The organism is Williamsia sp. SKLECPSW1, from assembly GCF_054332755.1.
The window spans coordinates 334,058-352,234 of the sequence record NZ_JBTGLI010000001.1 but is presented as its reverse complement, the minus strand read 5'-3'; the positions used below and the strand labels follow the sequence as shown (position 1 = coordinate 352,234).

Here is an 18,177-nt window from a genome sequence, read left to right as displayed (position 1 = left end):
GACGGCAAACCTGCAGGTCAAAAAAAGGTTGTGCGGGATGCGAAGCATCTCGTAGTGTTCTGGTCGTCGGTACGGGGCTCGCCCGTGCGACGCCTCGATGAGCGGAAGGGAGTGAGTCGGATGAACAACGAATTCGTCAACGGCTTCGCTGCCACCGCTGCGCCTGCCGCCGGCCTCTGGTCGGTCGAGCGTCTGCGCTCTGCCTCCGCGGTGGGGTACCACGCCCCCGCCACGCAGGCCGTCGAGCATCACGCCGCAGCCGCGGAAGCCATCCTGGGCGCATCCGCCCCGGCCCGCCGCAGCGCATTCGCTCCCGCAGCCCGCCCCGCGATCCCCGTGCACACCTAGATCTCGGCTCAGCGCATCAGCGCTGACGACATCCCAGGCCACGGCGATCGCACCAGCGAGACCCGTGGCCTTCTTCGTTCCCGGTCCCATCCGGACCACTGGAGAAGCGCATCCCGGGTCACCAGCCACCAGTCCCGCCCGATCTCGCACCATCCAGTGGAGGAGCCGACATGACCGCCCCGGCCGTCGACACCCGACCGACCGACATCGACCTCATACCCGAGACCGCGGCCGCGCTCCGCCTGCCCTGCCGGGTCTCCGATCCCGACCTGTGGTTCGCGGAGAGCCCCGCCGACCTCGAGCAGGCCAAGGCGCTGTGCGCCGACTGCCCGCTCCGGCGGGCGTGCCTCGCGGCGGCGCTCGAGCGCGCCGAGCCGTGGGGCGTCTGGGGTGGCGAGATCCTCGATCAGGGGACCGTCATCGCGCGCAAGCGGCCTCGGGGTCGTCCGCGCAAGAACCCGGTGGCCGCCTGAGTGGCGACCGGTGGGATCACCACACACGAGGTCCCGGTGCCGGGCCTGTGATCAGTCCTCTGATCGCAGGCCCGGTACCCACTTCTCCATGATCCGGCGGTACGGCGCCTCCGCGTCGAGCTGTGCCGCGATGCCGACACATCCGCCGAGCACCCGGAACACCATGACGTATCCCGTGGGCACGTTCAGGTGGCGTGACGTCTTGTAGACGTCGCCCCGCAGGTCGGTGGCCTTGCCGGCCGCCCGCTGCATCCACTTCCGGGTGAAGTGGAACGACTCCGTCAGCAGCGGATCGACATAGGGCTTGAGGTAGTTCTCGATGTCGGTCGCGCTCACCCGATCGCGGTTGGCCCCGGTGATGAACCCCGCCTCGGCCATGGCCGCCACCAGCTCGTCGTACTTCTGGTCGCGGGCCAGAGCGAGGATCGGACCCGTCTCGGCGGGCAGGCCGTCCGGGTAGAACCCGACGGCGCCGTAGTCGAGCACGATCAGCCGCCCGTCGGCGTGGATCCGGAAGTTCCCGGGATGCGGGTCACCGTGCAGCAGTCCGACGCGTGCGGGGGAGGAGATCTCGAACTCGGACAGTTTGGCCGCGGCGGTGTTGCGCTCGTCGGCCGTACCCGAGGCGATCACCCGGGAGAGCGGCGTTCCCTCGACCCACTCGCTCACGACCACCTTCGGCGCGCTCGCGACGACCTTCGGGACCAGCACATCCGGGTCGCCGTCGAACTCCGTCGCGAACGCGCGCTGGTTGTTCGCCTCGGCCTGGTAGTCCAGTTCGTCCTCGGTGCGGGCGATCAACTCGTCGACCAGTGCCCGCACATCGGTGCCCGGAGTCATCCGCTGGATGATCGACGACAGCCGCGACAACGTCTTGAGATCGGCGCGCAGGGCGTGGTCGGCACCCGGGTACTGGATCTTCACCGCGACGTCGCGGCCGTCGGCCCAGGTGCCGCGGTGCACCTGGCCGATGCTCGCCGACGCGGCGGGCTCGTCGGAGAAATCGCTGAACCGCCGGCGCCAGGCCGTACCCAGTTGCGCGTCGAGCACCTGATGCACCTTCGCGGCAGGCAGGGGCGGGGCCTCTGCCTGCAGCTTCACCAGCGCCTCGCGGAACGGCTCGCCGAACTCGTCGGGGATGGCGGCCTCCATCACCGAGAGCGCCTGGCCCACCTTCATGGCGCCGCCCTTGAGTTCGCCGAGGGTGGTGAACACCTGCTCAGCTGCCTTTTCCATGAGCTCGGCGTTGATCTCGTCCCGGTCCCCGCCGGCGAGGCGCTTGCCGAACCCGGCCGCGGCGCGGCCCGCCATGCCCAACGGGAGAGCCGCGAGCCTCGCGTTGCGTCGACCACGCCCCTCGGTGATGTCGGCCATCTGCGGTGTCCTCCCTGTCCTCACCACGATATGTCACCGACGAAAACAGCAACCGCAGAGTGGGTGTGGTGTCCATCGCCGCATCTGCAGCCGTGACGGACGGCTGCGGTACTCCACGGTGTGCTCGACGGTCGGCGGGAACGGGATGCTGCGATCGCCGGGGTCACGCGCGGCGCGCGTGAGCCCCTCGGCGACGTGCTCGATCTGGTCGAGGGCCAGACCGGCCGTGGCGACGGTCGTCGCCGCGCTCGCGTGTCCGATGCTGCCGATCATCTGACCGCTGACCACCGGCCACTGGGGATCGCGGTCCGCGCGGTGGCAGTCCGCGCACCGCAGGCAACTGGTGCGTCCGGGCAGCACCAGCGGCCCCACGACACCGACGCCGCCGCGCAGGCACACCTGCAGATGCGGGATGCGCCGTGTCATCAACCCGGTCACGATCGACGGATCGTGGACGAGCGCGTCGCACAGCACCACCAGGTGCTCGGTCCATGCGGCGAGGGGGAGGTCGTCGTCGTGCTGGGGCCGGGGTCGCTGCGTCGACGTGGTGACGGCGACGCCGCTGTCGCGCAGGAGGCCGGTGAGCCGAGTGCTCAACGGTCCTCGACCGTGCACCCGCACCCCGAAGTCGCCCGTCGCCGCTGTCGGGGTGACCACTCCGGCCGTCTCCATGCGCTGCAGCAGCTCGGTGACGTCGGACGGTGCGAGGCCGATCGCGCGTGCGTCCCTGCGGATCTCGGTCGTGGTTCGCGGCGTCGTCAGTGATCGCAGGAATGCGACGAACGCCTGCGGCGACAGGTGGGGCGGGAGATCGACGAGTAGGCCGGCCTCGGCGTCGCCGCCGATCTGTACGGTGCGATCACCGCGGTGCACCACCGGGGTGTCGGGACGCAGGGTTGCGGCGTCGGTGCGGGACATGCGGGATACGGTCGCACCCCGATCCGACGAGAGACCGGCCGCGGAGCGAGTTGTCCACAGGTTCGTCGAGACGTCGGTGGCCTCAGACGGGCGCGGGACCGCCCTTGCCCGAGTCCGAGTCGCCCGAGTCCGAGTCGCCCGAGTCCGGATCGTCGCCGGGCTCGTCGTCGGTCGATGCCTGCTCGGCCGAGTCCTTCTCGTTCGTCTTCTCGCCCGTCGACGCCTCGTGCGCCATCTGCTTCTCCAGCTCGGCGATCGGATCGTCGGTGCCCCCACCGATCACGCGGTCGATGAACGCCGCGGGGGAGTCGACGTCGTCGCCGTCGGGCATGAGGTCCGGGTGCGCCCACACGCTGTCACGCGTGGTGATGTCGGAGGCGTCGAGCAGCTTGTCCCACAGCACCGCGGCCTCGCGGACCTTGCGCGGGCGGAGTTCGAGGCCGACGAGCGTGGCGAAGGTCTGCTCGGCCGGCCCGCCGGTCGCGCGGCGACGCCGCATCGTCTCCGCGAGGGCGCCGGCGCTGGGGATGCGGTCGGCGAGGGCGTGGTCGACCACACGCTCCACCCAGCCCTCGACGAGGGCCAGCAGCGTCTCGAGCCGTGCGAGTGCGGCCTGCTGCTCGGGCGAGGTCGTGGGCTCGAAGGAGGTGCCCGCCGACATCAGCTCCTCGATCCTCGACGGGTTCGAGAGCAGTTCGGTCGGGTCGATGGACTGGGCCGCCTCCTGGATGCCGGAGAAGTCCATGGTGATCCCGCGGGCGTACTCCTCGACCGTCGACAGCAGTCGCTGCCGCAGCCACGGGACGTGGGCGAACAGACGGACGTGCGCTGCCTCGCGGGCGGCGAGGAAGACGATGATCTCCTGGGCGGGCTGCTCGAGGCCGTCGGCGAACGCCGCGATGGCCTCGGGCAGCAGCACCGCGGTGCCGGTCGGGGCGAGCGGGAGGCCCACGTCGGTGGATGTCAACACCTCTTTGGCCAGGTGGCCGAGGCCCTGACCGAGCTGGGTGCCGAACGCCATGCCGCCCATCTGGCTGACCATGCCGAGCATGGGCCCCGCGAACTGCCGGGCCTCCTCGGGCAGGCCGGTCTCGAACATCCCGGAGATCTGCCGCGCGATCGGGTCGCACAGCACCTTCCAGGTGGGCAGGGTCTCCTCGAGCCACTGCACCGGGGTCCACGCCAGGGACTGCGTCACGCCTGCGGGGAGTGTGGTCGCGCCGTCCAGCCAGACCTCCACCAACCGCACGGCGTCGGTCACCGCAGAGCGCTGGCCGTCGTCGAGTCGCGTGAAGTCGCCGATCTGCTGACGGGCGAGGGACGTCGCGACCTGGTAGTTCACCGGCCCGCCGCCCCCGGCTCCGCCGCCCTGGCCCATCCCGCTGAGCATCGAGCCCAGTTGGGACAGCATCTGCCCCAGCTGATTCGGGTCGAATCCGCCGGCGCCGAACGGGTCACCACCGGGCGGGTTCGACGAGGAACCGTCGCCCGTGCGATCGCGGTCGTCGTCGCGTCCCGAGCTGAATCCGAATGGCAGGTCGTTCATGGCCTCCACGGTACCGGCGCGGGCGCACCCGTTCGCCGTGCTCAGGCCGTATGTGCTCGGGTTTCGCTCTCAGCGCAGCGCCACCGTGTGGGTTCGAGCGCCGGGTGCGGGCGACCCTGCAGCTCACACAGGTGGCCCCTCTACTGTGGTGCGCGTGAGAGTCGTCCCGGCCAACCGGCGGATGGTGACGCTGGCGGTCACCCTGGTGCTGTTGGTGCTGCTCGTGCTCGTCGGATCGTTCGTCCGGGTGCCCTACGTGAGCCTCGGTCCCGGCCCGACGGTGAACACGCTCGGCACCGTCGACGGCAAGCCCGTCGTCGCGATCGACGGGGCTCCGGTCCGTGCCACCGACGGCAACCTCAACCTCACGACGGTCTCGGTGACCGACGGGCTCACCCTCTTCCAGGCGCTCGGTATGTGGTTCTCCGGGCGGGACGCGTTGCAGCCGCGTGCGGAGATCTTCCCGCCGGACCAGTCCACCGAGGAGGTCCGACAGCAGGACCAGCAGCAGATGGGTGGATCCGAGGACGCGGCGACCATCGCGGCGCTGCGATACCTCAAGCGGCCGGTCGCGCTGTCGGTGGTGGTCGACCCGAAGGGTCCCGCCGCCGGGAAGCTGACTTCGGGAGACCGGATCGTCTCGGTGAACGGCAGTCCGGTGTCGACGCCGGATCAACTGCGCCAGGCGGTCTCGTCGTCCCGGCCGGGCGCGACGGTGACGTTCGGTGTCGCCGCGGCGAACGGAGCGACCCGGCAGGTGCCCGTCGTCCTCGGGTCCCGCCCCGACGACAGGTCTAAGGGCTACCTCGGTGTGACACCGGAGTACGTCAACGCCGACCCGTCGCTGCGGATCGACTTCACGGTCGGCGACATCGGCGGACCGTCGGCCGGTCTCATGTTGACCCTGGCGGTCATCGACAAGCTCGGACCGACGGACCTGACAGGCGGCCGCTTCATCGCGGGCACCGGGACCATGTCCGACAACGGCGACGTCGGCGAGATCGGTGGGATCACCCACAAGACGCTTGCCGCCCGTGAGGCCGGCGCCACCGACTTCCTCGTGCCCGAGGGCAACTGCGCCGAGGCGCGCTCGGATGTCCCCGACGGACTGCGTCTGGTCAAGGTCGACACCCTCACCGACGCGGTGACCGCGCTCGGCGACATCCGTGCCGGACGCGACGTGCCGCGATGCTGAGCGGCCGGGGTCACCAGTCCTCGGGGTCGTTCTCCAACGTGGCGGCGACCGCGGCCACGAGATTCGGTGCCAGCTCCGGATGCGACAGCAACTCGATCGGGGTGTCCTCCTCGCCGAGAGGCGGTTTGAGCTGCAGCAGACACAGGGTCTGCCCGTCGCGCAGTGCTGCTGCGATGAGGCGGGCGTCGGTCGCCTCCGGGTGTTCCCGGGCGGTCTGGCGGGCGGCCTCGTCTGCGGCGTCGGGGTCGGCCAGCAGGGGACCGAAGGCCTCGTCGAGGTCGGACTCGGCGTCGGGCGGGAGGACGATGATCTCCTGCACCAGAGCGCACCCGGCGACGGCCGCGGGCCAGCTGGTGGTGCCCAGCACGTGCTCGATCTCCGACAGCCCGCTGTCCTGCGCGACCGGCAGCGCCTCCTGCTCGATCAGCGTCAGTTCCGACTCGTCGAGGGTGTCCGCGAGGTCCGGTTGCGCCTGCGCGACGAGCGCCGTCGGGACCAGGGCGAACAGCACGGGCGGCTGCCCCCAACCGCCCGCGTCGACGAACTCGGCGACCTCACGCACGGCGGTCCCGAGCGCGGCGGGGGACAGTGGGGCGGAGTCAGGGGTCGTCACGGGATCATCCTGTCATCACCGGGGCCGGTTCTCCCGTGGGCGGGACCACCCTCGGCCCGTCAGTAAAGTAATGGCAAAGACGCGTGCTCACGGCACGCGTCGTCGTATCGCAGTGGGAGCGTGACAAGTGGGCGTACGGGGTCCGGCAGGGATGCCGACACTGTCCAAGCGGAGCAAGATCCTGATCGGTGTCGCCGTCGCGATCCTCGTGATCCTGCTGGTCGGGCCACGATTCGTGGGGCTCTACACCGATCTCCTGTGGTTCGACGACCTCGGCTACGGCAGCGTCTTCTCCACCATCATCTGGACGCGTGTCGTCCTGTTCCTGGTGACCGCACTCATCGCGGGCGGGATCGTGTTCGCGAGTCTGGCACTGGCGTACCGGTCGCGGCCGGTGTTCGTGCCGACGTCCGGACCCGGTGACCCGATCGCGCGATACCGCGCGGTGGTGATGGGGCGGATCCGGTGGTTCGCGATCCTGCCGTCGGTGCTCGTCGGGTTGCTGGCGGGGCTGGTCGCGCAAGGCTCGTGGGCGACGGTGCAGGTGTACCTCAACGGGCAGTCGTTCGGGGTGAAGGATCCCCAGTTCCACCTGGACAACTCGTTCTACGCATTCGATCTGCCGTTCTACCGGTTCGTCCTGAACTTCCTGTTCGTCATCCTCGTCATCACGTTCCTGGCGAGCCTGGTGACGCACTACATCTTCGGCGGCATCCACCTCGCCGGACGCAACGGCGCGCTGACCCGCGCCGCCCGCATCCAGCTCGCCGTCATCGCGGGACTCTTCCTGCTGCTGAAGGCGGTCGCCTACTGGTTCGACCGCTACTCGTTGCTCTCCAGCACCCGCAAGCAGGAGATCTTCACCGGCGCCAGCTACACCGACATCAACGCCGTGCTGCCGGCCAAGCTGATCCTGATGGCGATCGCCGTGATCTGTGCGGCGGCGTTCTTCGCGGGGATCGTGCTGCGTGATCTGCGCGTCCCGGCGCTCGCGACCGCTCTGATGTTGTTGTCGGCGTTGGTGATCGGCGTCGGGTGGCCGGCGGTGATGGAGCAGTTCTCGGTCAAGCCGAACGCCGCGCAGAAGGAATCGGAGTTCATCCAACGCAACATCGACGCCACACGCGCGGCCTATCAGATCGGCGACGATCGGGTCACCTACCAGGAGAACTGGACGGGGGGACCGGTCAACCAGCAGAACGTCGACAACGACTCGGCGACCATCTCCAACATCCGCCTGCTCGACCCGAACATCGTGTCCCAGGCGTTCACGCAGTTGCAGCAGCAGCAGAACTTCTACGGCTTCCCGACGCAGCTCGCGATCGACCGCTACCGCGTCGACAACCAGCTGCGGGACTACATCGTGTCGGTGCGTGAGCTCGACCCGAGCCGGTTCGCGGCGAACCAGCAGAACTGGATCAACAAGCACACCGTCTACACGCACGGCAACGGTTTCGTCGCCGCGCCGGCGAACCGGGTGAACGAGCCCGCCTCGTCCGGCACCGACGTCAACAACGGTGGACAGCCCGACTTCGACGTCAGTGACATCCAGAGCATCAACACGCCCGGCTACCAGCAGAACGCGCCGATCAAGGTCAAGCAGCCGCGCATCTACTTCGGCGAGCTGATCTCGAAGGTCAACCCCGATTACGCGATCGTCGGGTCGGCCAACGGCCAGCAGACCGAGTACGACACCCCGACCAGCAAGTACACCTACTCCGGCGATGCCGGTGTGTCCCTGGGGAACGTGTTCAACCGGTTGGCGTACGCCATCAAGTACACCGAGCGGAACATCCTGCTGTCCGGCGCGATCAACTCGAACTCCAAGATCATCTACAACCGGGATCCGCGGGACCGCGTGAAGAAGGCGGCGCCCTGGCTGACCGTCGACTCGAAGACGTACCCCGCGGTGATGGCGGACGGGTCGATCAAGTGGATCGTGGACGGGTACACCACCCTCGACAACTACCCGTATGCACAGAAGACGTCGCTGCAGGACGCGACGACCGACGCGCAGGAGCTGAACCAGGGGCAGACGGGGCGGAGCCAGGTGAACCGTCAGGTCGCCTATGTCCGCAACTCGGTCAAGGCCACCGTCGACGCCTACACCGGCAAGGTGACGCTCTACCAATTCGACGACAAGGACCCGGTCCTCAAGACGTGGATGAAGGTGTTCCCGGGAACGGTCAAGCCGCGGTCGGAGTTCGACGCGAACACCAGCCTGCGGGAGCACGTCCGCTACCCCGAGGACCTGTTCAAGATCCAGCGGTCGCTGCTCGCGAAGTACCACGTGAGCGATCCGGGGACGTTCTTCCAGGGCAACTCGTTCTGGTCGATCCCGGCCGACCCCACGGATTCCAACGCACTCGACCAGGGCCTGGATCAGCCCCCGTACTACTTCGTCGCGTCGGATCCGCGTCGTGAGAACGACGCGACCTTCCAGTTGACGAGTGTGATGAACACTCTGAACCGGGACTTCCTCGCCTCGTACCTGACGGTGTCGTCGGACCCGGACAACTACGGGCAGATGACGATTCGCGAGGTGCCGAGCAACCCGACCCGTGAGGGTCCGCGCCTGGCGTTCTCGGCGATGTCGACGTTCGGTCAGGTCAACGCGGACTTGAAGAACCTGGAGAACACCGCGACTACCCGGTTCGGCAACCTGCTGACGTTGCCGGTGGGTCAGAACGGGTTGCTGAACGTGGTCCCGCTCTACGCCCAGGCGAAGAACTCCGACGCCACGTTCCCGCGGCTGTTCCGTGTGATCGTGCGGTATCGCAGTTCCGACGTCGACCCGCCGAGCATCGGCTATGCGCCGACGATCGCCGAGGCGTTGCAGCAGGCGGGTATCAGCCCGGCCGCGGCAGCGGAGCCGGACAGCAACCCGAACGGGCAGCAGTCGTCCGGTGATCAGCAACAGCAGCAACAGCAGCCGGCGCAGCAGGGGCAGGTGCCGACGACGGCACCGTCGACCCCGACGCCGCCGCCCAGCTCGTCGGCGCAGGCGCCGGCGAACCGGGATGCTGCGGTCGCCCAGCTGAACTCGGCGCTCGATGCCCTGCAGTCGGCGCAGACCTCGGGCAACTTCGCGGCCTACGGACAGGCGCTCGATCGCCTGAAGCAGGCAGTGCAGCAGTACGAGTCGCTGCCGAAGTAACTGCAGGTCGCGGCGCGATTTGCAGTGCGCCACCCCGCGTGTGTAACGTTGTGTTCACCAACGCGGGGTGGAGCAGCTCGGTAGCTCGCTGGGCTCATAACCCAGAGGTCGCAGGTTCAAATCCTGTCCCCGCTACCACTGAGAGAACCGCGGTCCCCCAGGGGCCGCGGTTCTTTCGTTCTCCCACCGTGGTGGCGATCCCGCGGACGCGTGATCGCCACCACGACTGGGCGAGTTCTCTACTACCTCGTCGTGGAACCCACCGTGAGACCTCCGACGTCAGACGCCGGAGCTGAGTTCCTTCTCCTCGGCCGACGCTTCTCTGCGCGACTGTTCGATGTAGTGCTCGACCTTGTCCGTGGGCAGCTTCACCCACCACGCCAGTGCGAAGATGACGGCGCTGAACACGAACGTCACCGGGAACGCGGTGTCGAAATGCAGTATCCCCAGGCCCCCGCCGTAGTCACCGAACCAGGAGATCAGCGCGAGACCGCCCAACCAGGGGACGTACCAGACGGCGCCCCTCCAGTCCCATTCCGTCTGCCTCCCACGAGCAGCGTTGACCGACACCATGATCGCCAGCAGCACCAGGCCGAGCAGTACTGCGATGAACAGCTTCTCGTTGGTCGCCCAGCCGGTCCAGTAGACGATCAGGTTTGCCGACCAGAACGCCAGAAGCGCGATCACCAGAACGCCTTTCAGCCGGAACGGTCGTTCCTGACCCGGAATCTGCTTGCGGAACGTGACGACGGCGAGCGGGCCTGCGGCGAACGACAGCACTGTCGCCGACGTGATGAACCCGACGAGCTGCTGCCAACTAGGGAAGGGGAGGAACAGGATCAGTCCGACGACGAAGGCGAGGAACAAGCTGATCAAGGGCACCCCTCGACTGGTGGTCTTGCCCAGCGCCGCCGGGGCGTTCTCGTTCTTGGCCATCGCGTACGAGATCCGCGCGGTGACCGTGGTGTAGATGAGGCCGGTGTCGGCGGGGGAGACGACGGCGTCGATGTACAGCAGCGTCGCCAACCACCCCAGTCCCAGGATCGACGCGATCGCGGCGAGCGGGCCGAAGTCGTCGGTGAAACTGACGTTGCCCCATCCGTTCGCGATGGTGGCCGGATCCAACGATCCGATGAACGCGACCTGCAAGAGGACGTAGATGACCACGGTCAGCATTACGGATGCGATGACCGCGAACGGGACGTTGCGCCTGGGGTTGTCGGACTCGCCGGCGAGCTCGATCCCCTGACGAAAACCGAGGTAGGAGAAAACGATTCCCGACGTCGCGACAGCCGTGAAAACCCCGTGCCATCCGTCGGGCGTGAAACCCTGCGAGGTGAAGTTGTCGCTGTTGAACTGAGTGACGACGAACGTGACGATCACCAGCACGATCATCGCCAGTTTCCACCACACCAGGACGTTGTTCACCTTCGCGAACCACCTGATGCCGTAGTAGTTGATGACGACGAAGATCGCCATGCCGATCACGGCGGCACCGTAACCGAGCCCGGTCAGGGTGTGGACCGTGTCACCGTCGACGGTGTGCTTGGACGTGAACGCCGCGTACTTCGTCCCGTACTGCAGCGCCGCCTCCACCTCGATGGGTGCCACGGATGCACAGGCGATCCAGGTGATCCATCCGGTCAGATAGCTCGCGAAGGACCCGAAAGCGATGTGCGGGAAACGGACAACGCCGCCCGACAGCGGGAACATCGCGCCCAGCTCGGCGTAACAGAGGCCGATGATCAGGATCATCACTCCGCCGAGCGCCCACGAGATGATCGCGGCCGGGCCCGCTGTCTTGGCCGCGTTCATCGCCCCGAACAGCCAGCCCGACCCGATGATGGAGCCGACACCCGCGAACAGCAGACCGGTGCGGCCGATGTGTCTCCGGAGCGGGCCGTCCTCGGACGCGTCCGCTCCCTTCTCGGCGACGGTTGTCATCGTCATCCTCCTCGCTTCGCGGTCTCGCACGCCCGCGCTCGACGACCGGACGCGGGAGGTTCGTCGAACGTACGAGGCCGACGTCGGAGAATCGGCCGAGAGGGCCGGAAACTACATCGTTTTGCAACACTAAACGGTCATATCGGATACGTCGGGCAGTGGTTCGTGGTCACGCGGATGTGCCAGAAAGCGGTCCGCGGAGGTGGATTGTCGGAACGACGTTCTAGCGTGGTCCCGATGAGCATCCCGTCGACCACGTCTGCGATCGCGGTCGCGGCGGTCCCGGACGCCGGCCGGTCCCGATTGGTCGGGTCGGTTCTGGCCGGTGCGCTCTGCCTGTCGGTCTCGGCGATCCTCGTGAAGGTCGCCGGGGTCGAGGCGCCCACCACTGCCTTCCTCCGGTGCGCGCTCGCCGCCGTCGTGTTGGTCCCGCTGGCGTGGTGGGAGAAGCGGCGACAGAGTTCGTTGACGAGGCGCGGATGGCTGTGGGCGGGCGGCGCCGGAGTCGCTCTCGGCGTGGACTATTCGGCCTGGACGGCGTCGATCTACGACGTCGGGGCCGGCATCAGCACCGTGTTGATCAACGTCCAGGTGATCGTCCTGCCGCTCCTGGCCCTCGTGATCGACCGCGAGACCGTGCCCCGTCGGTTCGTGGCCGCGGCGCCCGTCCTGCTCGGCGGCGTCGTGCTCGTCGGCGGGATCGGTTCTGCGAACACCGTGGGTGACAAGGTAGTGCAGGGAACCTTGCTCGGCCTGCTGGCCGGGATCGGATACGGCACATATCTCTATCTGGCGCGGCGAGGGAGCCGAGGACAGAAGAACCTGCTCGTCCAACCGTTGACCGTCGCGACGGTGGTGGCAGCGATCACCGCGGCTGCGGCGTCGACGGTCACCGGCGGCCTGGCGTTCGGGACGATCACGCCGACGTCGTGGGCACTGCTGGTGATCCTGGCCGTCCTCGGCCAGGTGGTGGCCTGGTTGTTCATCCAGCACGCGTCGGTCCGGCTCCCGACCACCACCACGGCCGGTCTCCTGCTGATCCAGCCGGTGTTGGCGCTCGCGCTCGCCGCTGTCGTCCTGGGCGAGCACCCCAGCGTCCTCCAGATGTGCGGCGCGGCACTGGTGGTCGTCGGCGTCGCGGTCGCCAACCGTGTCCTCAGGCTGACGCCACGCCGAGCTGCCAGCTGACGCCGAAGCGATCCTGCACCCAGCCGAACGGTCCGAAGCCGTAGTCGCCGAGCGGCATGAACTCCTGACCGCCCTCGGCGAGGGCGGAGAAGATGCGGCGCTGGTCGTCGGCGGAGTCGCAGTCGACCCAGAAGGACACACTGGGAGTGAGATCCCAGGCGTGCGCGATCGCCGAGTCGCTGCACCGGACCCGCATGCCGGCGATCTCGAACTCGGCGAGGAACACGGTGTCCTCGCCGCCGGGCTCGTCGGCGGTGCGCCGTCGGTCGGAGATCACGCGCCCGCCGAAGATCTCGACGTAGGCGGCCATCGCGGCGGCGGCCCCACGCTGCGGGGGAGCGGGCTGGAAGGTGAGGAACGGCAGTGCGCGCATCGACTCATCCTAGGCTCCGCATTCCTCACGAATCGGGCGTGAGAACCAGTACCGACATCGTTGCCGCGGATCCGTTTCGCCACGATGTGGCGGGTTCGCCCGCGTCGTGGGGCGGGCGAATCCGGGTCGTGATGGCGAACGCTGCAGAACGCGGGCGAAATCCGCAGGATGCAGGCGACGACGCCAGGATCAGCGGTCGTCGAGAGCGTCTCGGATCTGCCGGCCCGTGGTGTCGTCGAATGCGACGAGGATCGCGCGGGACACCTGCGACGAGGTGGCGGCGATCGTCTCGACCGCCGCGGCGATCGCGTCCTCCTTCGGCCACCCGTAGACGCCGGCGCTGATGAGCGGGAAGGCGATCGACCCGACACCGAGCTCGTCGGCCACCTCGAGGCAGCGTCGGTAACACGACGTCAGCAGCGATCGGTCACGCTGCCCGGCAGCGTGGTTCGGTCCGACCGTGTGGATGATCCAGCGCGCGGGCATGTCCCCGGCGGTGGTCCACCCGGCGTCCCCGGTCGCCAGGCCGTTCGGGAACCGCGCGATGCAGTCCTCGAGGACCGCAGGCCCGCCCGCGCGGTGGATGGCACCGTCGACGCCACCGCCACCCCGCATCCGGGTGTTCGCCGCGTTCACCACGGCGTCGACCTCCAGGGTCGTGATGTCGCCGATGAGCACCTCGATCTCGGTCATCACCCCAGTGTCGCGGTCGCGGCCGTCACCCGTCGAGGGGACGGTCCCACACGATCGAGTACCGGAACAGCAGATGACGACGGAACCGCGCCCCGGGCAGCATCGTTCGTGCCAGTCGCCGCATCTGGGTGTAGGTCACCGGGGGTGGCCACACGGTCGGCGCGGCGTGATCCCACAGCGGGTGGGTCGCGGCCATCACGGCACCACCGGCGAACGACACCGCGTCGACCGGCTTCTCCCACCAGCGGTTGCTCGCCGCGCATCCGACGACCACCAGCGTCCCGCCCGGGCGGACGAGGCCGGCGAGGCGGCGCAGCCCCCGCGCCGCGGGCATGTGGTGCAGTGCGGCCACCGAGGCGACGGCGTCGAACGTCTCGCCCCGCAGGTCGTCCTCCAGGACGTCGACGCACCGGTACTCGACGTCGCAGCACTGATCACGCGCCGCCGCGATGCTGGTCTCGTCGGGGTCGATCCCGACCACGCGTGGGATGAACTCGCGCATTCTTCGTGTGAGCATTCCCTCGCCGCACCCGACGTCCAGGGCGCTGTGGAATTGGCGGTCTCGTAATTCGTCGAACAATCGATAATAGTGCGTGTTGTAATTCCAACGCTCACTGTCCGAACGGGTATAAGACGCATAGCTAGTGCTCACAGCCTCGCCTTTCGGTCGAATTCAGCGTGACCCCACGTACTGGCATCGCTGGCCGATGCCCGCGAATATACCGGTAATTTCTACAGTTAACAATAAATTCGCTTGAATTCGTCGCGTGAATTCACGCCCGGGACATCGCCCCGTCGACGACGATCAGGGCGTCACGATCACCGATCCGGTGGTGCTCCACGCCCTCGCGGGTGAGTCGGGCGCTGAGGGATGCGCAGCGAAGTGCCTCGTCGTAGGTGCCGTCGACGTGGGGGACCACGGGCCGGTCGACGAGACCCAATCCGGTGACGATCGGGGCCGGACCGGCTGCTGCCGGGTCGTCGACGTCGGCCACGTAGGTCAGATCCGGGGAGAGGACCGCGGCGCCGGCGCTGTAGCCGGCCCAGGTGAGTGACCCGGCGCGCACCCGTTCCACGATCGCCACGTCGGCGGCGCACACCGCGAGCGCGGCGCGCAGCACGAACGTGTTCCCGCCGCGCACCCACAGGGCGTCGAGATCGTCGAGACGCGCGACGTCGTGGGGTTCGCGGACGTCGACGGGGACCGGTCGCAGTCCGAGACGGCGCATCTCATCGGACTCCACCTCGGTGGCCGGTCCACGATCTCCCGGTCGGTCGTCGACGGCGTTCACCACGACTCCGACACGCGCCCGCGGACCGACCACATCGACGAGCCGGTCGGGGTGGTCGCCGAAGCCCAGGGAGGCGAGGAACAGGCGCACGGCTCAGCCCGGGAGGACGAACACGGGGACCGGGCTGGACCGCACGATCTTCGCCGCGCGGGATCCGAGGAAGACGCGTCGGATCTGGCCGCGCGGTGAGGTGCCGACGACGAGTGGCTCGGTGGGGGACAGGTCGGCCGCCGCGAGCGCCTCGCGCCACGATCCGCCCGTGACGACGGCGGTGGTGACGTCGGGCCCGACGACACCGTCGGTGCGCAGCGATTCGAGCGCGGCGTGTGACTGCTCGGTGAGCGCCGCGAGCACAGCATCCTCGGCGTGCAGCCCCACCTCGGGTGGGTACATGGTGCGGCCGCGCACCGCGAAGGTGACGACGCGCAGACCGACCCCGAGTCGCTCGGCGAGCGCGACGGCGGCACGGACGGCCGCCAGGGACTCCGGCGTCCCGGCGTAGGCGCAGGTGATCCGTGTCGGTTCCGACCCGCGTCCGGCGTATCCGCGCGGGCTGATCGCCGTCGCGACCGACGACGAGTGCAGCAGGCGGCCCCCGGTCGATCCCAGGGACACCTCGCCCTCGGGCCCGTCGGCCGGGCCGAGGACCAGCGTGTGGGCGGAGGTGTCGGTGACGGCCTGCATCAGCCCACCCGACACCGATTTGTGGTGCACTGCACGGTATTCGACCTCGGCCGGCGACGGCAACGCGGTCAAGGCGTCGGCCGCGCTGCGGGCGGCGCCGTCGGCGAGCCCGCGGGACCACTGCTCGAATTCCGCGTCTACCCGCGCCATCGACGGCGTCGTCCAGGGTGTGGGGATGACGGTGGCCACCACGAGACGCTGGCCGAGCATGTGTGTCACCGCCGCCGCGAGCGCGAGTGCGTCGGGGCCGCCGCGGTCGGGGTGGTAGCCGACGACGACGGTCACGGACGGGCCTTCTCCCCGCCGAGCAGGCTGTGATGGCGGCCCCACACGAGATAGAACCCGATCACCACGCCGACCCAGAGCGCGAACCACAGCCACGTGTACCAGTGCAACCCCGACAGGACGTAGATGCAGGCCGCGATGGCCAGCACCGGCGTCACCGGATACCCCGGGACCCGGAACGCCCGCGGGAGGTCGGGTCGTGTCCGCCGCAGGACGATCACACCGAGGGACACGACGATGAACGCGGTGAGGGTGCCGATCGAGACCATGTCCGCGAGCTTGTCCAGCGGGACGAACGCGGCGAGCAGTCCCACCACCACCGCGACGACGAGAGTGTTGTTGACGGGTGTCTGGGTGCGGGGGCTGACCCGCGCGAACCACCGCGGGAGCATGCCGTCCCGCGCCATCGCGAACAGGATCCGCGTCTGCCCGTACATGGTCACCAGCGTCACCGAGAAGATCGAGATGACCGCGCCCGCAGCGAGGATCGTCGCCGGCCACAGGTTGCCGGTGACCTTCTGCAGGATCGTCGACAGGCCGGCCTCGGTCTGGGACGCGAAATCCTGCCAGGGCTGGGCCCCGATGGCAGAGACCGCGACGAGGACATAGGCGGTGATCACCACGAGCAGCGCGGCGATGAGCGCACGGGGCATCGCGCGCTGCGGGTCCTTCACCTCGTCGCCGGCGGTGGAGATCGCGTCGAGGCCGATGAACGAGAAGAAGATCGTGCCCGCGGCGACGCTGATCCCGTGGACGCCGAACGGGAGGAAGTCGGAGAAGTTGCCGGAGTCGAAGGCGCTGAGTGCGACGGCGACGAACATGCCGAGCACGGCGATCTTGATGACCACCATGATCGCGTTCGCTCGGGCCGACTCGCTCGCACCCCGGATCAGCAGGAGGGCGCACATCGCCACCAGCACCACCGCGGGCAGGTTCAGCACGCCGGGGTCCGGGTCGAAGGGGCCGGCGATGATCGCGTCGGGCAGGCGGACGTGCAGGACGTTGGTCAGCAGTTCGTTGAGATATCCCGACCATCCCACCGACACGGCCGCCGTGGACACGCCGTACTCGAGCAGCAGACAGGCTGCGACGCCCATCGCGACGAGCTCGCCGAGGGTCGCGTAGGCGTACGAGTACGTCGAGCCGGACACCGGCACGGTGGAGGCCATCTCGGCATAGCAGAGGGCGGCGAGTCCCGCGGCGACGCCCGCGACGACGAACGAGAGGATCACCGCCGGACCGGCTTCCGGAACCGCTTGCGCCATGACGAAGAAGATGCCGGTACCGATGGTCGACCCGACGCCGAACATCGTCAGCTGGAACGTGCTGATGCTGCGGGTGAGTCCCTGGCCGCCGGCCTCGGATTCGACCGGACCGGTGACAGGCTTGCGACGCAGGACCTGCGAGCCGATCGACGACGTCATGGGTGGACTCTAGATGTCCGACTTCCTCCGCGTGGGCCGCTCGGCGTCGATCTCCGCGGCGTCCCCGGGGCAGACCCCGGCGGTGATGAGCGTCGTCGTCGCCGCCAACCAGGCGTCGTCGAGTTCCGCACGCGGGTCGATCAGGACCGCCACGACGACCGCGCCGCCGATCAGTTGTGAGACCGCCATCGACGTGGCGACCGGGGCGATGGCCCCGCGGCGCCGTGCCGCGTCGAGGTGCTCGTCGAGCACGGCGAAGGTGGGCGCGAAGCGGTCGAGGATGCGCGCGGCGAGGGTCGGATCGCCCCGGAGGTCGGCGACGATGCCCGGGAGTGCGGCCCGCATCGCCGGCCCGGTGAAGTGGTCGCGCGTCCACCGCAGCATCTGGCCGATCGCGACGCGCGGATCCTCGTCGAGGATCGCGATCCCGTCGAGACCGGTGGGCAGCACGGCCTCGTGGACCAGTTCGGTCTTCGACGCCCATCGTCGGTAGAGCGCGGTCTTCGTGGTCCCCGCGCGGCGGGCGACGGCGTTCATGGTCACCGCGGCGTATCCGCCGTCGACGAGCAGGTCGCGGGTCGCCGCCAGGACCGATTCGTCGATCGCGGCGTCGCGGGGCCGGCCACGTGTGCCGTTCCGGCCCGGAGTCGGCGGTGACTGTGCTCTCATA

17 protein-coding genes and 1 tRNA gene are annotated in these 18,177 nt (G+C 68.8%); 6 read left to right on the top strand and 12 right to left on the bottom strand.

From position 1 onward, the window contains the following. Positions 1–120: 120 nt before the first annotated feature. Positions 121–348 carry a hypothetical protein gene (locus ACXVUM_RS01730; protein ID WP_458520160.1) on the top strand — a complete coding sequence of 76 codons (228 nt, stop codon included), beginning with the start codon at positions 121–123 and terminating at the stop codon, positions 346–348. Positions 349–518: 170 nt separating this feature from the next. Continuing rightward, positions 519–821: a WhiB family transcriptional regulator gene (locus tag ACXVUM_RS01725; RefSeq protein ID WP_458520159.1), complete on the top strand. Its 303-nt coding sequence runs from the start codon at positions 519–521 to the stop codon at positions 819–821. A gap of 51 nt (positions 822–872) precedes the next feature. Here the strand turns inward: ACXVUM_RS01725 and ACXVUM_RS01720 are convergent, their stop codons facing one another. From ACXVUM_RS01720 to ACXVUM_RS01710, 3 genes are all read right to left on the bottom strand, one after another. Beyond that, entirely contained in the window at positions 873–2,195 is a 1,323-nt protein-coding gene (locus ACXVUM_RS01720) for an ABC1 kinase family protein (RefSeq protein ID WP_458520158.1), read from the bottom strand. 33 nt (positions 2,196–2,228) lie between these two features. Then, complete coding sequence (locus ACXVUM_RS01715) at positions 2,229–3,113, bottom strand: hypothetical protein (protein WP_458520157.1); 885 nt, start codon at positions 3,111–3,113, stop codon at positions 2,229–2,231. Between the two features lie 82 nt (positions 3,114–3,195). Further along, on the bottom strand, positions 3,196–4,659 hold the full coding sequence (locus ACXVUM_RS01710; RefSeq protein WP_458520156.1) for a zinc-dependent metalloprotease: 1,464 nt from the start codon (positions 4,657–4,659) through the stop codon (positions 3,196–3,198). A gap of 181 nt (positions 4,660–4,840) precedes the next feature. Here ACXVUM_RS01710 and ACXVUM_RS01705 point away from each other — a divergent pair, with 181 nt between their 5' ends. After that, positions 4,841–5,854: a YlbL family protein gene (locus tag ACXVUM_RS01705; RefSeq protein WP_458522753.1), complete on the top strand. Its 1,014-nt coding sequence runs from the start codon at positions 4,841–4,843 to the stop codon at positions 5,852–5,854. A gap of 10 nt (positions 5,855–5,864) precedes the next feature. Here ACXVUM_RS01705 and ACXVUM_RS01700 read toward each other — a convergent pair whose 3' ends face one another. After that, entirely contained in the window at positions 5,865–6,467 is a 603-nt protein-coding gene (locus tag ACXVUM_RS01700) for a PPA1309 family protein (RefSeq protein WP_458520155.1), read from the bottom strand. A 127-nt stretch (positions 6,468–6,594) separates the two neighbouring features. Between ACXVUM_RS01700 and ACXVUM_RS01695 the strand changes: the two genes are divergently transcribed. Next, the gene (locus ACXVUM_RS01695) at positions 6,595–9,624 is read left to right on the top strand and encodes a UPF0182 family protein (protein WP_458520154.1); all 3,030 of its coding nucleotides are present in this window, start codon (positions 6,595–6,597) and stop codon (positions 9,622–9,624) included. Between the two features lie 61 nt (positions 9,625–9,685). Further along, positions 9,686–9,762: transfer RNA gene (locus ACXVUM_RS01690), tRNA-Met, on the top strand. 141 nt (positions 9,763–9,903) lie between these two features. Here the strand turns inward: ACXVUM_RS01690 and ACXVUM_RS01685 are convergent. Next, positions 9,904–11,568, bottom strand: a complete 1,665-nt coding sequence (locus tag ACXVUM_RS01685; RefSeq protein ID WP_458520153.1) for an APC family permease — start codon at positions 11,566–11,568, stop codon at positions 9,904–9,906. Positions 11,569–11,805: 237 nt separating this feature from the next. Between ACXVUM_RS01685 and ACXVUM_RS01680 the strand changes: the two genes are divergently transcribed. Beyond that, complete coding sequence (locus ACXVUM_RS01680; RefSeq protein ID WP_458520152.1) at positions 11,806–12,756, top strand: DMT family transporter; 951 nt, start codon at positions 11,806–11,808, stop codon at positions 12,754–12,756. Here the strand turns inward: ACXVUM_RS01680 and ACXVUM_RS01675 are convergent. From ACXVUM_RS01675 to ACXVUM_RS01645, 7 genes are all read right to left on the bottom strand, one after another. After that, positions 12,725–13,129: a VOC family protein gene (locus ACXVUM_RS01675; RefSeq protein ID WP_458520151.1), complete on the bottom strand. Its 405-nt coding sequence runs from the start codon at positions 13,127–13,129 to the stop codon at positions 12,725–12,727. The two genes, ACXVUM_RS01680 and ACXVUM_RS01675, sit on opposite strands and share 32 nt — an antisense overlap. A gap of 189 nt (positions 13,130–13,318) precedes the next feature. Beyond that, positions 13,319–13,822 (bottom strand): O-acetyl-ADP-ribose deacetylase, encoded by a 504-nt coding sequence (locus ACXVUM_RS01670; RefSeq protein WP_458520150.1) that lies wholly within the window; start codon positions 13,820–13,822, stop codon positions 13,319–13,321. A gap of 25 nt (positions 13,823–13,847) precedes the next feature. Further along, positions 13,848–14,474 carry a class I SAM-dependent methyltransferase gene (locus tag ACXVUM_RS01665; protein WP_458520149.1) on the bottom strand — a complete coding sequence of 209 codons (627 nt, stop codon included), beginning with the start codon at positions 14,472–14,474 and terminating at the stop codon, positions 13,848–13,850. Between the two features lie 121 nt (positions 14,475–14,595). After that, a complete protein-coding gene (locus ACXVUM_RS01660; RefSeq protein WP_458520148.1) occupies positions 14,596–15,204 on the bottom strand; it encodes a Type 1 glutamine amidotransferase-like domain-containing protein in 609 nt (202 codons plus the stop codon). Between the two features lie 3 nt (positions 15,205–15,207). Continuing rightward, entirely contained in the window at positions 15,208–16,083 is an 876-nt protein-coding gene (locus ACXVUM_RS01655) for a universal stress protein (RefSeq protein ID WP_458520147.1), read from the bottom strand. Beyond that, on the bottom strand, positions 16,080–17,507 hold the full coding sequence (locus tag ACXVUM_RS01650; RefSeq protein WP_458520146.1) for an amino acid permease: 1,428 nt from the start codon (positions 17,505–17,507) through the stop codon (positions 16,080–16,082). The genes ACXVUM_RS01655 and ACXVUM_RS01650 overlap by 4 nt, the downstream gene beginning before the upstream one ends. A 9-nt stretch (positions 17,508–17,516) precedes the next feature. Further along, positions 17,517–18,176, bottom strand: a complete 660-nt coding sequence (locus ACXVUM_RS01645) for a TetR/AcrR family transcriptional regulator (RefSeq protein ID WP_458520145.1) — start codon at positions 18,174–18,176, stop codon at positions 17,517–17,519. Between the last annotated feature and the right edge of the window lies 1 nt (position 18,177).

Bases quoted from the DNA above. Each gene is read 5' to 3' on its own strand.
- ACXVUM_RS01680 (WP_458520152.1), top strand. From the start codon at position 11,806: ATGAGCATCCCGTCGACCACGTCTGCGATCGCGGTCGCGGCGGTCCCG.
- ACXVUM_RS01645 (WP_458520145.1), bottom strand. From the start codon at position 18,176: ATGAGAGCACAGTCACCGCCGACTCCGGGCCGGAACGGCACACGTGGC.
- ACXVUM_RS01725 (WP_458520159.1), top strand. From the start codon at position 519: ATGACCGCCCCGGCCGTCGACACCCGACCGACCGACATCGACCTCATA.
- ACXVUM_RS01710 (WP_458520156.1), bottom strand. From the start codon at position 4,659: ATGAACGACCTGCCATTCGGATTCAGCTCGGGACGCGACGACGACCGC.
- ACXVUM_RS01730 (WP_458520160.1), top strand. From the start codon at position 121: ATGAACAACGAATTCGTCAACGGCTTCGCTGCCACCGCTGCGCCTGCC.
- ACXVUM_RS01675 (WP_458520151.1), bottom strand. From the start codon at position 13,129: ATGCGCGCACTGCCGTTCCTCACCTTCCAGCCCGCTCCCCCGCAGCGT.
- ACXVUM_RS01650 (WP_458520146.1), bottom strand. From the start codon at position 17,507: ATGACGTCGTCGATCGGCTCGCAGGTCCTGCGTCGCAAGCCTGTCACC.
- ACXVUM_RS01720 (WP_458520158.1), bottom strand. From the start codon at position 2,195: ATGGCCGACATCACCGAGGGGCGTGGTCGACGCAACGCGAGGCTCGCG.
- ACXVUM_RS01715 (WP_458520157.1), bottom strand. From the start codon at position 3,113: ATGTCCCGCACCGACGCCGCAACCCTGCGTCCCGACACCCCGGTGGTG.
- ACXVUM_RS01705 (WP_458522753.1), top strand. From the start codon at position 4,841: ATGGTGACGCTGGCGGTCACCCTGGTGCTGTTGGTGCTGCTCGTGCTC.
- ACXVUM_RS01670 (WP_458520150.1), bottom strand. From the start codon at position 13,822: ATGACCGAGATCGAGGTGCTCATCGGCGACATCACGACCCTGGAGGTC.
- ACXVUM_RS01685 (WP_458520153.1), bottom strand. From the start codon at position 11,568: ATGACAACCGTCGCCGAGAAGGGAGCGGACGCGTCCGAGGACGGCCCG.